The 13,921-nt window shown below is 69.1% G+C and carries 12 protein-coding genes, 1 pseudogene and 1 riboswitch; of the genes and pseudogenes, 5 read left to right on the forward strand and 8 right to left on the reverse strand.

The window, feature by feature from the left end; all coding sequences use genetic code 11:
- The first annotated feature begins 24 nt into the window (after positions 1–24).
- Positions 25–804 carry a hypothetical protein gene (locus tag ACFY0P_RS04495; protein ID WP_388907217.1) on the forward strand — a complete coding sequence of 260 codons (780 nt, stop codon included), beginning with the start codon at positions 25–27 and terminating at the stop codon, positions 802–804.
- 15 nt (positions 805–819) lie between these two features.
- Here the strand turns inward: ACFY0P_RS04495 and ACFY0P_RS04500 are convergent, their stop codons facing one another.
- From ACFY0P_RS04500 to ACFY0P_RS04525, 6 genes are all read right to left on the reverse strand, one after another.
- Positions 820–1,833: a ribonucleotide-diphosphate reductase subunit beta gene (locus ACFY0P_RS04500; protein ID WP_388907219.1), complete on the reverse strand. Its 1,014-nt coding sequence runs from the start codon at positions 1,831–1,833 to the stop codon at positions 820–822.
- Positions 1,833–4,202 carry a ribonucleoside-diphosphate reductase subunit alpha gene (locus tag ACFY0P_RS04505; RefSeq protein WP_388907221.1) on the reverse strand — a complete coding sequence of 790 codons (2,370 nt, stop codon included), beginning with the start codon at positions 4,200–4,202 and terminating at the stop codon, positions 1,833–1,835. The genes ACFY0P_RS04500 and ACFY0P_RS04505 overlap by 1 nt, the downstream gene beginning before the upstream one ends.
- A gap of 146 nt (positions 4,203–4,348) precedes the next feature.
- A riboswitch (cobalamin riboswitch) is annotated at positions 4,349–4,427 on the reverse strand.
- A gap of 77 nt (positions 4,428–4,504) precedes the next feature.
- The gene (locus ACFY0P_RS04510) at positions 4,505–5,011 is read right to left on the reverse strand and encodes a GNAT family N-acetyltransferase (RefSeq protein ID WP_388907224.1); all 507 of its coding nucleotides are present in this window, start codon (positions 5,009–5,011) and stop codon (positions 4,505–4,507) included.
- Positions 5,012–5,127: 116 nt separating this feature from the next.
- Positions 5,128–6,732 carry a monocarboxylate uptake permease MctP gene (mctP, locus tag ACFY0P_RS04515; RefSeq protein WP_388907227.1) on the reverse strand — a complete coding sequence of 535 codons (1,605 nt, stop codon included), beginning with the start codon at positions 6,730–6,732 and terminating at the stop codon, positions 5,128–5,130.
- Positions 6,729–7,001 carry a DUF3311 domain-containing protein gene (locus ACFY0P_RS04520; RefSeq protein WP_388907230.1) on the reverse strand — a complete coding sequence of 91 codons (273 nt, stop codon included), beginning with the start codon at positions 6,999–7,001 and terminating at the stop codon, positions 6,729–6,731. The genes mctP and ACFY0P_RS04520 overlap by 4 nt, the downstream gene beginning before the upstream one ends.
- Before the next feature lie 174 nt (positions 7,002–7,175).
- Positions 7,176–7,940, reverse strand: coding sequence for a GntR family transcriptional regulator (locus ACFY0P_RS04525; protein ID WP_093499171.1), 765 nt, complete (start codon positions 7,938–7,940; stop codon positions 7,176–7,178).
- Positions 7,941–8,299: 359 nt separating this feature from the next.
- Between ACFY0P_RS04525 and ACFY0P_RS04530 the strand changes: the two genes are divergently transcribed.
- The 4 genes from ACFY0P_RS04530 (at position 8,300) to ACFY0P_RS04545 (ending at position 13,100) form a co-directional block, all read left to right on the forward strand.
- A complete protein-coding gene (locus ACFY0P_RS04530) occupies positions 8,300–9,586 on the forward strand; it encodes an extracellular solute-binding protein (protein WP_388907232.1) in 1,287 nt (428 codons plus the stop codon).
- 200 nt (positions 9,587–9,786) lie between these two features.
- Positions 9,787–10,761 (forward strand): carbohydrate ABC transporter permease, encoded by a 975-nt coding sequence (locus ACFY0P_RS04535; RefSeq protein ID WP_388907234.1) that lies wholly within the window; start codon positions 9,787–9,789, stop codon positions 10,759–10,761.
- The gene (locus tag ACFY0P_RS04540; protein ID WP_388907236.1) at positions 10,758–11,600 is read left to right on the forward strand and encodes a carbohydrate ABC transporter permease; all 843 of its coding nucleotides are present in this window, start codon (positions 10,758–10,760) and stop codon (positions 11,598–11,600) included. The genes ACFY0P_RS04535 and ACFY0P_RS04540 overlap by 4 nt, the downstream gene beginning before the upstream one ends.
- Before the next feature lie 9 nt (positions 11,601–11,609).
- Positions 11,610–13,100 carry a glycoside hydrolase family 3 protein gene (locus ACFY0P_RS04545; RefSeq protein ID WP_388907239.1) on the forward strand — a complete coding sequence of 497 codons (1,491 nt, stop codon included), beginning with the start codon at positions 11,610–11,612 and terminating at the stop codon, positions 13,098–13,100.
- A 20-nt stretch (positions 13,101–13,120) separates the two neighbouring features.
- Here ACFY0P_RS04545 and ACFY0P_RS04550 read toward each other — a convergent pair whose 3' ends face one another.
- Positions 13,121–13,663 carry a GNAT family N-acetyltransferase gene (locus ACFY0P_RS04550; protein WP_388907241.1) on the reverse strand — a complete coding sequence of 181 codons (543 nt, stop codon included), beginning with the start codon at positions 13,661–13,663 and terminating at the stop codon, positions 13,121–13,123.
- Between the two features lie 146 nt (positions 13,664–13,809).
- A pseudogene (locus ACFY0P_RS04555) lies at positions 13,810–13,921 on the reverse strand (glucosamine-6-phosphate deaminase); the annotation flags it as partial.

Consider the following 13,921-nt stretch of genomic DNA (forward strand, 5'->3'; position numbering starts at 1 on the left):
TATGCGCACGACAAGGGGAGGAACATGAGAGGCAGAACGGCCTGGGCCGCGGCCGGCGGGGCGGCGGCCCTGGTCCTGACGACGGCGACCGGAGCGCACGCGGAGGGGCGGGGCGACATCCGGGTGGTGAAGACCGTCGTCAACGGCGGCGCCAATGTCATCGTGGGGACGTCGCAGACGATCCGGTACCCGATCGACATCACCGTCAGGGACGACTCGGGGGTGAAGAAGCTCACGGACGTCTTCACCTTCAACAAGACGAACGCCTACACCTTCGCGACCTGGAACGACGACTCGTCCTGCACGAAGAAGAGCGCGACCACCTCGGTGTGCCGGGCCACGATGACCATCGACCCGAGCTGGATCCCGGACAGCGACGACATAAACACCAACAGGGTCGCCGGCGTCTGGCGGGTCGACGCCACCGTCAAGGCGAACGACGGCGACTACTGGATCTCCGACGACATCGCCGAGTACAAGGTCAAGCGGGCCGCCCGGCTCACCACGGTGATCGCGCCCGAGAAGGTCGCCAAGGGCGCCACGGCGACCGTCACCGGCAGGCTGACGCGGGCCGACTGGGAGGACCTGAAGTACCACGGGTTCACCGGTCAGCAGGTCAAGCTCCAGTTCCGGAAGAAGGGCGCCGCCCACTACGGCACGGTCCGGACCGTGACCACGGGCGACGCCGGAAAGCTGAGCACCAGGGTGACCGTCACCTCGGCGGGCAGCTGGCGCTGGTACTTCCCCGGCACGACGACCACCTCGCGGAAGGTGTCGGCCGGGGACGTACTCGACCTGAAGTAGCCGGCGGACGGCGGCTCAGAAGTCCTCGTCCAGGTCGACGGTGCCCTCCACCGCCACCTGGTACGCGGACGGCCGCCGCTCGAAGAAGTTCGTCAGCTCCTGGACGCCCTGCAGCTCCATGAAGGAGAACGGGTTCTCCGAGCCGTACACCGGGGCGAAGCCCAGGCGGCCGAGCCGCTGGTCGGCTACGCACTCCAGGTACTGACGCATCGAGTCCGTGTTCATGCCCGGCAGACCGTCACCGCAGAGGTCCCGGGCGAACTGCAGCTCCGCCTCGACGGCCTCCCGCAGCATGTCGGTGACCTGCTGCCGGAGCTCGTCGTCGAAGAGCTCCGGCTCCTCCTTGCGGACGGTGTCGACGACGTCGAACGCGAAGCTCATGTGCATCGTCTCGTCACGGAACACCCAGTTGGTGCCGGTGGCGAGACCGTGCAGCAGGCCCCGGCTGCGGAACCAGTAGACGTACGCGAAGGCGCCGTAGAAGAACAGGCCCTCGATGCAGGCGGCGAAGCAGATCAGGTTGAGCAGGAAGCGGCGGCGGTCGGCCTTCGACTCCAGGCGGTCCAGGTTGTCCACCGAGTCCATCCACCTGAAGCAGAACTCCGCCTTCTCGCGGATGGAAGGGATGTTCTCCACGGCGGCGAACGCGGCGGCGCGGTCGTCCGGGTCGGGGAGGTAGGTGTCCAGCAGGGTCAGATAGAACTGGACGTGCACCGCTTCCTCGAAGAGCTGGCGCGACAGGTACAGGCGCGCCTCCGGGGAGTTGATGTGCCTGTACAGCGTCAGCACCAGGTTGTTCGCCACGATCGAGTCGCCCGTCGCGAAGAAGGCGACCAGACGGCCGATCATGTGCTGCTCGGCGGGCGTGAGCTTCGCGAGGTCGGCCACGTCCGAGTGGAGGTCGACCTCCTCCACGGTCCAGGTGTTCTTGATGGCGTCCCGGTAGCGCTCGTAGAAGTCCGGGTAGCGCATGGGGCGGAGAGTCAGCTCGAAGCCGGGGTCGAGAAGATTCTGGTTACGGGCGGACATCACTGGCAGGCCTCGCAGGACTCGGGGTTTTCCAGGGAGCAGGCGACGGCGTCCTCGGGAGCCGTCTGCTGCGCGGGGACAGTGGCCTGCGCCGCGCGGGCGATCCGGGTCGCCGGGCGCGAGCGCAGGTAGTACGTCGTCTTCAGGCCCGACTTCCAGGCGTACGCGTACATCGAGGAGAGCTTGCCGATGGTCGGTGTCTCCAGGAAGAGGTTCAGGGACTGGGCCTGGTCCAGGTACGGGGTGCGGGCGGCGGCCATGTCGATCAGTCCGCGCTGCGGGATCTCCCACGCCGTGCGGTAGAGCCGTCGTACGTCCTCGGGGATCCAGGCGAAGTCCTGCACCGAGCCGTTGGCCTCGCGCAGCGCCTCACGGGTGCGGGCGTCCCAGACGCCGAGGCCCTTGAGGTCCTGCACCAGGTAGGAGTTGACCTGGAGGAACTCGCCGGAGAGCGTCTCGCGCTTGAAGAGGTTCGAGACCTGCGGCTCGATGCACTCGTAGACACCGGCGATCGACGCGATGGTGGCCGTCGGCGCGATGGCGAGCAGCAGGCTGTTGCGCAGGCCCGTCGTAGCGATGCGGGCGCGCAGCGCCGTCCAGCGCTCCGGCCAGGTGAACTCGACGCCGTAGTGGTCGGGGTGCAGCACGCCCTGCGCGGTACGGGTCTTCTCCCAGGCCGGCAGCGGTCCGCTGCGCTCGGCGAGGTCGGCGGAGGCCTCGTACGCGGCGAGCATGATCCGCTCGGCGATCCGGGTGGAGAGGGCCCTGGCCTCGGGGGAGTCGAAGGGCAGCCGCAGCTTGAAGAAGACGTCCTGGAGGCCCATCGCGCCGAGGCCGACCGGCCGCCACCTGGCGTTGGAGCGGCCCGCCTGCTCGGTCGGGTAGAAGTTGATGTCGACGACCCGGTCGAGGAAGGTGACGGCGGTGCGGACGGTCTCGTCCAGCCGCTCCCAGTCGAGGTCACCGCTCGCCGTGTCGACGAACGCGCCGAGGTTTACCGAACCGAGGTTGCAGACCGCCGTCTCGCCGTCGTCCGTGACCTCGAGGATCTCCGTGCAGAGGTTGGAGGAGTGGATGACGTGACCGGGCAGGGCCGTCTGGTTCGCGGTGCGGTTGGCCGCGTCCTTGAACGTCATCCAGCCGTTGCCGGTCTGCGCGAGGGTGCGCATCATCCGGCCGTACAGGTCACGGGCCGGGATGGTCTTGCGCGCGAGGCCCTTGTCCTCCGCCGCCCGGTAGGCCGCGTCGAACTCCGCGCCCCACAGGTCCACCAGCTCGGGCACGTCGGCGGGGGAGAAGAGGGACCACGGCTCGTCGGCGTTCACCCGGCGCATGAACTCGTCCGGCACCCAGTGCGCGAGGTTCAGGTTGTGCGTACGGCGGGCGTCCTCGCCGGTGTTGTCGCGCAGCTCCAGGAACTCCTCGATGTCGGAGTGCCAGGTCTCCAGGTAGACCGCGGCCGCGCCCTTGCGCCGGCCGCCCTGGTTCACCGCGGCCACCGAGGCGTCGAGGGTCTTCAGGAACGGCACGATGCCGTTGGAGTGCCCGTTGGTGCCGCGGATGAGCGACCCGCGGGAGCGGATGCGGCTGTACGACAGCCCGATGCCGCCGGCGTGCTTCGAGAGCCGGGCGACCTGGTGGTAGCGGTCGTAGATGGAGTCCAGCTCGTCCTTCGGGGAGTCCAGGAGGTAGCAGGACGACATCTGGGGGTGGCGGGTACCGGAGTTGAAGAGGGTGGGGGAGGACGGGAGGTAGTCGAGGTGGCTCATCAGGCCGTAGAGCGCGGCGACTTCGTCGACCGACCTCGTGGTGTCGTCCTCGGCGAGGCCGGCGGCGACGCGGAGCATGAAGTGCTGGGGGGTCTCGATGACCTTGCGGGTGATCGGGTGGCGCAGCAGGTAACGGCTGTGCAGGGTGCGCAGGCCGAAGTAGCCGAAGCGGTCGTCGGCGGCCGGGTCGACGAGGGCGTCGAGGCGGGCCGCGTGCAGCCGCACGAACTCGGCGGTCCGATCGGCGATCAGCCCCTCCCGATGCCCCACGGCGACCGACCCGGTGAAGGACGTCACCCCCTGCGAGGCGGCCTCGGCACGGACGGAGATCGTCAGCAGCCGGGCGGCGAGCCTGGAGTAGGCGGGGTCCTCGGAGATGAGACCGGCCGCGGCCTCGGTGGCCAGCTCGCGCAACTCCGCCTCGTCGGCCCGCGCCGACCGGCCGCGCAGCGCGGCGGCGGCCACCCGGCCGGGGTCGGCGTCGGGGAGGTCGGCGGTCAGCTCGGTCAGGGTCCGCAGCAACGCGGTACCGGGACCGTCGTCCGCCACGGATTCCACAGAGCTGGTCGCTGAAGCCGGGTCGGCTGGCGCGATGGTCACGTGGGGCTCTCCCTCGCTGGGCTCGGGGCCTGGCGGAGGGCAGGGGGCAGCACACGGGCACACGCACGCGTGTCGCGTCCCCGGCCCACTCCACGAGGCCCGGACGTGAGTACACCCGGGCCGGACGGCCGGGTGTGCTGTCGACAGGTCCTCGGACTGACTCCTGTGCACGAACATGCACAAGTACACCGTTGCGGGACAGTTCCGGATTCGCACCGGATTCCCCTGCGGCGACAGCGAGCATGAGCATACATCTAGTGCCGGGTCGTCACGTCACCCCCAGATGTTGTGTCGCGGTGGTGTCAGAGCGTCAACTGGTAGGTGAGGAGAGTGATGTCGTCCAGGTGCGGCACGGGATTCCAGTCCCGTTCCGGTGTGCGGACGAAGCCCAGGCGTTCGTAGATGCGGTGGGCGGTGTGCATGCTTCGCTGGCTCGACAGGACGACGGCCGTGCAGCCCGCCGTGGCCCGCGCGCGGTCGACGCAGGCCCGTACGAGGGCCTCCCCCGCACCTCGTCCGCGGGCCTCGTGGGCGACCGCGAGGGCCCTGATCTCGGCTTCGCCGGGGCGGGCGATGTCGGCGACCGGGCCGGGGCCGGCGACGAAGGTGACACCGCCGAGGAGTCTTTCGCCGTCCACGGCCACGAGCACGTCGGCGGCGGCCGCCCGAGCCGACACGTCCTTCAGCACGGGCAGATACTCGTCGCCCTCGCCGTAGTCGAGGAGGCCGTCCCGGAGGTAGGCCTGGGCGGTGATCTCGCCGAGGGGCTCGTACTCGGTGGGCTGTGCTTCCCGGATGACGATGTCCATGCGGGTGAGTGTGTACGACAGCGGGCCGCCGAGGGTGGAATTTCCCGGTGGCCCGCTGCGGCTCGTCCGTGGCCGGCCGCGCCCACGCGGCCGTACATCGATACGGCCCCGCGCCCCTAGAGGGGCGCTACGGCCGGCGGGAGTTCCACCTCCACGCCCGGGTCGCCCGCGTCCGCCGTGTAGTCCTCGGGGCTGGTCTGGTCGACGCCCTCGGGGGCCTTGAGGGCCCTCAGGACGAAGGTCAGGACGACCGCGACCACCACGTTCGTCACGAACGCCGTCAGGCCGATGTAGCCGATCTCGCCGATACCGGGGATCTCCTTCGAGGAGCCGCCGAAGTGCGCCTGGGTCGGCGAGGCCACACCGTACGCGGCGACCGTGCCGTAGACCATGCCGACCGCCCAGCCCGCCAGCAGGGCCCAGCGGTGGAACCAGCGGGTGAACAGACCGCCGACCAGGGACGGGAAGGTCTGCAGGATCCAGATGCCGCCGAGGAGCTGGAAGTTGATGGCGACCGTCTTGTCCATGGTGAGCACGAAGACCAGCGCGCCGACCTTCACCAGCAGGGAGACCAGCTTGGAGACCTGGGCCTCCTGCTTCGGCGTGGCGTCCGGCTTGATGAAGTCCCGGTAGATGTTGCGCGTGAAGAGGTTCGCGGCCGCGATGGACATGATGGCCGCGGGGACCAGGGCGCCGATGCCGATCGCCGCGAAGGCCACGCCCGCGAACCAGTCCGGGAACATGTTCTCGAACAGCTGGGGGATGGCCAGCTGGCCGTTGGTCACCTTGACGCCGGCCGCGATGGCCATGAAGCCCAGCAGGGCGAGCAGGCCCAGCATCAGGGAGTACAGCGGCAGGATCGTGGTGTTGCGGCGGATCACGTCACGGCTTCGGGAGGAGAGCGTCGCGGTGATCGAGTGCGGGTACATGAAGAGCGCGAGGGCGGAGCCCAGCGCCAGGGTGGCGTACGTCCACTGGCCGGCCGGGGCCGGGACGAGGCCGCCCGCTCCCGCCGCCGTGAACTTGTCGCCCGCCTTGGCGAAGACGTCGTCGAAGCCGCCCAGCTTGATCGGGATGTAGATGATCGCCACGGCGATGACGATGTAGATCAGCGCGTCCTTCACGAACGCGATCAGGGCGGGTGCACGCAGGCCCGAGGAGTAGGTGTAGGCCGCAAGGACGCCGAAGGCGATCAGCAACGGCAGGTCCTTCACGAACCAGTTGGTGTTGTCGCCGCCTCCCACGCCCATCACGTCCAGCACCGCCTGGATGCCGACGAGTTGCAGCGCGATGTACGGCATCGTCGCCAGGATGCCGGTCAGGGCGACGGCCAGCGAGAGGCCCTTGGAGCCGAAGCGGCCGCGCACGAAGTCCGAGGTCGTCACGTAGCCGTGCTTGTGCGAGACCGACCACAGGCGCGGCAGGAACGTGAAGATCAGCGGGTAGACCAGGATCGTGTACGGCACCGCGAAGAAGCCGGCCGCGCCCGCCGCGTAGATAGCGGCCGGTACGGCGACGAAGGTGTACGCCGTGTACAGGTCGCCGCCGAGCAGGAACCAGGTGACCCAGGTGCCGAACGACCGGCCGCCGAGCCCCCATTCGTCGAGGGAGTGCTCGTTCTCGGCCTTGCGCCAGCGCGCGGCCCAGAAGCCCATGACCGTGACGGCCAGGAAGAAGAAGATGAAGACGCCGAGCGCGACGCCGTTCACACCGTCCTTCACCGCTGCGCACCCCCGCTCGTGCTCTCGGCCTTGCGGGCGCGCTGGTCACGCTGCCACAGCTGGTAGGCGGTCATCGTCAGCGCGGTGGAGAGCAGCACCCACAGCATCTGGTACCAGTAGAAGAACGGGATCCCGATGAACACCGGGCCCGTCCTGGCGTACGAGCCCACCCACAGCATCGCCACGAAGGGCGCTATCAGGCAGAGGGCGATGGCGACGCGTATGGGCGTCACCACCGCAGCTTTGGTCACATCGGACGCATCTGACATCTCGCGGCTCCGTCCCCTCACTGACCGCACGGCGATCACCGTTGTTCACCTGTGTAATGCGCAGGCAATCATGGCGAACGCACAAGGTCAGCGGAAGACCTCATCCGCATATCGGCATGTCGATTTGGTGGAGAAGGGTGACGCGCCGTCAGGAGAGGCGCGGCGCGAACGTGCTCAGTCCTGGGGCCGCTTGAGCCGGGCGACGAACTTGTAGCGGTCGCCGCGGTACACCGAGCGCACCCATTCCACCGGCTGGCCGTCGCGGTCCAGGGAGTGGCGGGAGAGCATCAGCATCGGCAGGCCCACGTCGGTGCCGAGCAGGCCGGCCTCGCGCGGGGTGGCCAGCGAGGTCTCGATGGTCTCCTCGGCCTCGGCGAGATGGACGTCGTACACCTCGGCGAGGGCGGTGTACAGGGACGTGTACTTGACGAGGGAGCGGCGCAGGGCCGGGAAGCGCTTCGCGCTCAGGTGCGTGGTCTCGATCGCCATCGGCTCGCCGTTGGCCATGCGCAGCCGCTCGATGCGCAGCACACGCCCGCCGGCCGTTATGTCGAGCAGGCCGGCCAGCCGGTCGTCGGCGGTGATGTAGCCGATGTCCAGCAGCTGCGAGGTCGGCTCCAGGCCCTGGGCCCGCATGTCCTCCGTGTAGGAGGTGAGCTGGAGTGCCTGGGAGACCTTGGGCTTGGCGACGAAGGTGCCCTTGCCCTGGATGCGCTCGAGGCGGCCTTCGACGACCAGTTCCTGGAGGGCCTGGCGGACGGTGGTGCGGGAGGTGTCGAACTCGGCGGCCAGGGTGCGCTCGGGCGGGACCGGGGTGCCGGGGGCCTGTGTCTCGGTCATTTCGAGCAGGTGCTTCTTCAGGCGGTAGTACTTGGGCACGCGCGCGGTACGGACGGCTGTCCCGCTCTCGTTCTCCGCACTGCTGACGTCGGTGCTCATGCTCCGCCTTCCCGGCTCTTGACGCGGCTCGCCTCGTGGCACGGCAGCGTACCGGGATTCGCCCTGCACGCTGCGTGATCCCCTCTGTATACCGTCGCGCGCGCTGTTGGTCTAGTCCACCGAGCGAGTGGTCTACCGGAATTGTCTCGTCCGCGCCCCGGGATTTCGAGGGTTTCTTACTTAAAGGTTCCTGCATATGTAGGTCGCATAACGGCTGGTCGGAGCCTATTCGGCCACCCTTGACAGGCCTGGTGGTCTGGGCCAAGCTTCCCGCACTGGTCTACACCATTGGTCCAGGTCCCGGCCCAACGCTCGTGCGGGGAGGCAGGGGGGTTTGTGGCATCCCTGAGGAGGGTGGCGTGAAGCGCAAGCTGATAGCCGCGATTGGTATCGCGGGCATGGTCTTCTCGGTCGCGGCGTGTGGCAGTGACAACAAGGACGACAACAAGTCCCAGGGCTCGGACGCCAAGGCGCTGACCGTCTGGCTCACGGTGGACGCGCAGAACAACTGGCCCGACCTGGTCAAGGCCGCCGACGCGGCCGTGCAGAAGAAGCACCCCGGCATCAAGATCAAGCACGAGTACTACGGCTGGCCGGACAAGAACACCAAGCTGGACGCCGTCCTCGCCACGGACAAGGCCCCCGACGTGGTCGAGATGGGCAACACCGAGATGCTCAGCTACATGGTCAAGGGCGCCTTCGCCCCCGTCGACGCCTCCCAGTTCACCAGCTCCGACCAGTGGCTCGACGGCCTCAAGGCCTCCGTCACCTACCAGGGCAAGACCTACGGCGTGCCGTACTACGCCGGCGGCCGCGTCGCCAACTGGCGCAAGGACATCGCCGCCTCGGCCGGCATCAAGACCACGCCGAAGACCTACACCGAGCTGACCGCCGACCTGGACAAGATCCAGAAGAAGGAAGGCGGCAAGTTCAGCGCCTGGTACCAGCCCACCCGTGACTGGTACGCGGCCATGTCCTTCGTCTACGACGCCGGCGGCTCCATCGCCGTGGAGAACGGCGGCAAGTGGCAGGGCAATCTTGAGTCGGCCGAGTCCATCAAGGGCCTCACCGAGTTCAAGAGCGTCATCGACAAGTACATGCACGGTGACAAGACCAAGGACGAGTCCGACCGGTACATCGTCTACGGCCAGGGCAAGTCGGCCATGATCTTCGGTGCCGCCTGGGAGGGCGCGACCGCGGCCGACCCGAAGAACGACAAGACCGGCGGCAAGCTGAAGAACAACCTCGTCAACTTCGTGATGCCCGGCCCGTCCGGCAAGAACATGCCGGTCTTCCTGGGCGGCTCCGACCTCGCCATCCCGGTGAAGTCCAAGGCCCAGGGCGTCGCCGCCGAGTGGATCAACGCGTTCACCGGTCCCTCCGGCCAGAAGGGCCTGATGGCCAAGGGCAACCTGCCCAACAACAAGACCGACCTCGCCACGCTGAAGAGCGACCCGGCGACCGCGGTGCCGGCCGAGGCTGCCGAGTCCAACTGGTTCGTGCCGATGGCGCCGGGCTGGGGCCAGGTCGAGAAGGCCCAGGTGCTGCAGACGATGCTGCAGAACATCGGCACCGGCAAGGAGAGCGTCGAGGCGGCGGCCAAGGAGGCCGACGCGGCGATCGACAAGGTCATCAACAACGCGTAACGGCCTGCGGCCGGGCCTGGCCGACGGGGGGTCAGGTCCGGCCGGTGGGTTGATGTCAGAAGCTGCCGCGATGGGTTGGTGGGTTGGTGCCGGTTCGTTGTGGCTGGTCGCGCAGTTCCCCGCGCCCCTGAAGGCGCGCGAAGCGCGCCCCGAGGGGCGCGCTGCTGGCGCCCTATCTCGATCTGTTTGAGGAGCGCACGATGAGTGCCGTTGATACGACCACACCCGCCAAGGTGCCGGCACCTCCACCGGACGCCCCGCAAAGACCACGTGCGAACCGGCGCTCGGGCGGGCCCGCCGTTCCCTGGCTGCTGCTCGCCCCCTGCCTTCTGATCCTCGCGCTCGTCCTCGGCTATCCGCTCTACCGGCTGGTCACCCTCTCCTTCCAGGAGTTCGGGCAGTCCCAGCTGTGGGGGTTCAAGCCGGCCGAGTGGACCGGGTTCGGGAACTTCTCCAAGGTGCTCGGCGACAGCGAGTTCTGGCAGGTCGTGTTGCGCACGATCTTCTTCGCGGCCGGCTGCGTGATCTTCACCATGGTCGTCGGCATGCTCGTCGCCCTGCTGCTGCAACGCGTCTCCGGCTGGGTGAAGACGCTGGTCAACATCGCGCTGGTGGCCAGCTGGGGCATGCCGGTCATCGTCGCCACCACGGTCTTCAAGTGGCTCTTCGACTCCGACTACGGCATCCTCAACGCCCTGCTCAGCAAGCTCCCCGGCGTCGAGATGGTCGGCCACAACTGGTTCGCCAGCGGGCCCGAGGGGCTCGCGGTGATCATGCTCCTGGTGGTCTGGGGAGCGGTGCCCTTCGTGGTCATCACGCTCAGCGCCGGACTCACCCAGGTCCCCAAGGAACTGGAGGAGGCCGCCCGCCTCGACGGCGCAGGACCCTGGGGCGTCTTCCGCTACGTCACGCTGCCCATCCTCAAGCCGGTCGTCGTGATGCTCACGACCCTCTCGGTCATCTGGGACATGGGCGTCTTCCCGCAGGTCTTCGTGATGCGCGGCGGCCACCCCGAGGCCGAGTTCCAGCTCCTGACCACCTGGTCCTACGACCGCGCCTTCGTCGTCAACGACTACGGACAGGGCTCCGCGATCGCCCTGCTCACCGTGGTCCTCCTGCTCGGCGTCGTCGCCGTGTACATGCGCCAGATGCTGAAGATCGGAGAGGTCGAATGAGCACCGTCGCCACCCCCGGCCACCGGAAGTCGAAGGCCGGCTGGAACCTCCTCGGCCTCCTTGTCTTCGTCATCTCGGGCTTCCCCGTCTACTGGATGCTGAACACGGCGTTCAAGCCGGCGAAGGACGCCATCGACCCGGACCCGAGCCTGCTGCCCACCGGCATCACCCTGTCCAACTTCAGCCGCGCGCTGGACATCGCCGACTTCTGGGGCCCGGTCGGCCGCAGCCTGATCGTGTCCCTCTCCGTCGTGGTGATCGGCATGGTCGTCGGACTGCTGGCCGCCCTGGCCATCTCCCGGTTCGCCTTCCGCGGCCGCAAGATCGTGATCGTCGGCATCCTCGCGGTCCAGATGATCCCGCTGGTCGCCATGATCATCCCGGTCTTCCTGCTCCTCAACGACCTGGACCAGTACGACAAGCTCAGCGGCCTGATCATCACCTACCTGACCTTCATCCTGCCGTTCACGGTGTGGACCCTGCGCGGCTTCATCGTCAACATCCCGAAGGAGCTGGAGGAGGCCGCCATGGTCGACGGCTGCTCCCGCACCGGCGCCTTCGTCCGGGTGGTCTTCCCGCTGCTCGCCCCCGGCCTGGTCGCGACCTCGGTCTACGGCTTCATCCAGGCCTGGAACGAGTACCTCTACGCCCTGATGCTGCTCAGCCAGGACCACCAGACGGCGACCGTCTGGCTGGCCAACTTCACCACGCAGCACGGCACCGAATACGCCCCGATGATGGCCGGCGCCACCATGCTCGCCGTGCCGATCGTCGTCCTGTTCCTCCTCGTCCAGCGCAAGATGGCCGCGGGTCTCACCGCGGGCGCCGTGAAGGGATAACCCCATCCGATGACGACATTCGCCAGCGGTACGGACACACTCACGCGCGACGCGCTGACGGTCCTCCAGCCGGGCTTCACCGGCACCACCGCCCCCGACTGGCTGCTGCGCCGACTCGGCGAGGGCCTCGCCTCCGTGGGCGTCTTCGGCCGCAACATCATCTCGGCCGAGCAGCTCTCGGCCCTCACCGCCCAGCTGCGCGCCGAGCGGGACGACGTCCTGGTGGCGATCGACGAGGAGGGCGGTGACGTCACCCGCCTCGAGGTGCGCACCGGTTCCTCCTTCCCCGGCAACCACGCCCTCGGCGCCGTCGACGACCCGGAGCTGACCCGGCAGGTCGCCCTCGAACTGGGCCGCCGCCTGGCCGCCTGCGGGGTCAACTTCAGCTGGGCCCCGGTCGCCGACGTGAACTCCAACTCCGCCAACCCGGTCATCGGCGTCCGCTCCTTCGGCGCCGACCAGGACCTGGTCGCCCGCCACACGGCGGCCTACGTCACCGGCCTCCAGGCGGCCGGGGTGGCGGCCTGCACCAAGCACTTCCCGGGCCACGGCGACACCGCCGTCGACTCCCACCTCGCGATGCCCCGCATCGACGCGGCCGTCGAGGTCCTGCACGCCCGCGAACTGGCGCCCTTCCGCGCCGCCATCGCGGCCGGCACCCGCGCCGTGATGAGCGCGCACATCCTGGTCCCCGCCCTGGACCGGACCCGGCCCGGCACGCTGTCCCACCGCGTGCTCACCGAGCTCCTGCGCGGCGAACTCGGCTACGACGGCCTGATCGTCACCGACGGCATCGAGATGCAGGCCATCGCCGGGACCTACGGCATCGAACACGGCACCGTCCTGGCGCTCGCCGCCGGAGCCGACGCGATCTGCGTGGGCGGCGGCCTCTCGGACGACGAGACGGTACGACGGCTGCGCGACGCCCTGGTCGCGGCGGTCCGCTCCGGCGAGCTCCCCGAGGAACGCCTGGCGGACGCGGCGCAGCGGGTGCGGGCACTGGCGACCTGGACAGCCACGACGGAAGTCGCCCAGCCGGACCCGACCCTCACGGACATCGGTCTCGTCGCCGCCCGCCGCGCGCTTCATGTGACGCGCGTCGACCCGTACACGCCACCGGCCGGGCCGCTCTTCGTCGCCTCCCTCACCCCCGAGACCAACATCGCCGTGGGCACGGAGACCCCGTGGGGCGTGTCGGCCGAACTGACCCGGCTCGTGCCCGGCACCGAGACCGGCAGCTTCGCGGGCGAGGACGCGGGGCACGCGGCGATCATGGCGGCGGGGGAGCGCCGTATCGTCGCGGTGGTCCGTGACGAACACCGTCACCCCTGGATGACCGGGGCCCTGGACACCCTGCTCAAGGCCCGCCCCGACACCATCGTGGTGGAGATGGGCGTACCGCAGGCCGCGCCCCGGGGCGCCCTGTACATCGCGACGCACGGCGCGGCGCGGGTGTGCGCGGAGGCGGCGGCCGAGGTCATCGCGGGCGTGACCGCGTAGCGGATCCCGGCGGGGTGTGGTCACCGGTCCGGTGACCACACCCCGAACCACTGCTCGGCGCCGTACGCCTCGAACCGCTCCAGCTCGGTGAAGCCGAGCTTCGCCGCGAGGCGCATCGAGCGGGCGTTGGCGGTCTGGGTGTAGAGCACCACCGGTTCACCGGGGAGCGCACCGGAAAACCAGTCGAGTGCCGCCGCGCACGCCTCGAAGGCGTACCCGTGTCCCCAGGCCTCCGGCAGGAACAGGTAGCCGAGGTCGGTCCGGCCGGCCGCCCGGCGGTGGTCGCTGCCCGGCGCCTCGGGGGCATGGGGATTGAGCTGGACCGTGCCGATCATCGCTCCGTCGAGCTCGACCACGAACCAACCGGGCTGCCGCCCGGGCACCTCGGACACCGTCCGTTCGAGCTCGGCACGCGGTCGGGGGCCACCGACGTAGGCGTTCACCTCCGGCGAGGCGGCGATCTCGATGACCGCCGCACGGTCCCGCACCTCGGACTCCCGAAGCACGAGTCGCGCGGTCCTGATCGGGGCAGGCGGCCAGACGCCGGGTCCTAACACAGTCATAGTGGGCAACCTATCCGACGCCTTCACGCCCCCGCGCCCCTAGGGGCGCGGGGGGTGCCCCCGGCCGAAGGCTGGGGGAGGAACTGCGCGAGCAACCCACCACCCACGGTCAGCCCGAATCAAACCGAACCCGGCAGACGGATCCGCTAAATCCCCTGCCACGCCGGCTTGTTGGCGAAGGTGTACCGGAAGTAGTCCGCGAACTTCAGCTTCGACGCGGCGGCCTCGTCGGCCACCACGGTGGCATGCCGGTGCAGC

It is taken from the genome of Streptomyces sp. NPDC001714 (assembly GCF_042892755.1).
Classification (GTDB): Bacteria; Actinomycetota; Actinomycetes; order Streptomycetales; family Streptomycetaceae; genus Streptomyces.

What these genes read in the sequence shown, in the direction of transcription:
- ACFY0P_RS04500 (WP_388907219.1), bottom strand. Translation starts at nt 1,833, where the DNA reads ATGTCCGCCCGTAACCAGAATCTTCTCGACCCCGGCTTCGAGCTGACT.
- ACFY0P_RS04525 (WP_093499171.1), bottom strand. Translation starts at nt 7,940, where the DNA reads ATGAGCACCGACGTCAGCAGTGCGGAGAACGAGAGCGGGACAGCCGTC.
- ACFY0P_RS04520 (WP_388907230.1), bottom strand. Translation starts at nt 7,001, where the DNA reads ATGTCAGATGCGTCCGATGTGACCAAAGCTGCGGTGGTGACGCCCATA.
- ACFY0P_RS04545 (WP_388907239.1), top strand. Translation starts at nt 11,610, where the DNA reads ATGACGACATTCGCCAGCGGTACGGACACACTCACGCGCGACGCGCTG.
- ACFY0P_RS04535 (WP_388907234.1), top strand. Translation starts at nt 9,787, where the DNA reads ATGAGTGCCGTTGATACGACCACACCCGCCAAGGTGCCGGCACCTCCA.
- ACFY0P_RS04510 (WP_388907224.1), bottom strand. Translation starts at nt 5,011, where the DNA reads ATGGACATCGTCATCCGGGAAGCACAGCCCACCGAGTACGAGCCCCTC.
- ACFY0P_RS04550 (WP_388907241.1), bottom strand. Translation starts at nt 13,663, where the DNA reads ATGACTGTGTTAGGACCCGGCGTCTGGCCGCCTGCCCCGATCAGGACC.
- ACFY0P_RS04495 (WP_388907217.1), top strand. Translation starts at nt 25, where the DNA reads ATGAGAGGCAGAACGGCCTGGGCCGCGGCCGGCGGGGCGGCGGCCCTG.
- ACFY0P_RS04540 (WP_388907236.1), top strand. Translation starts at nt 10,758, where the DNA reads ATGAGCACCGTCGCCACCCCCGGCCACCGGAAGTCGAAGGCCGGCTGG.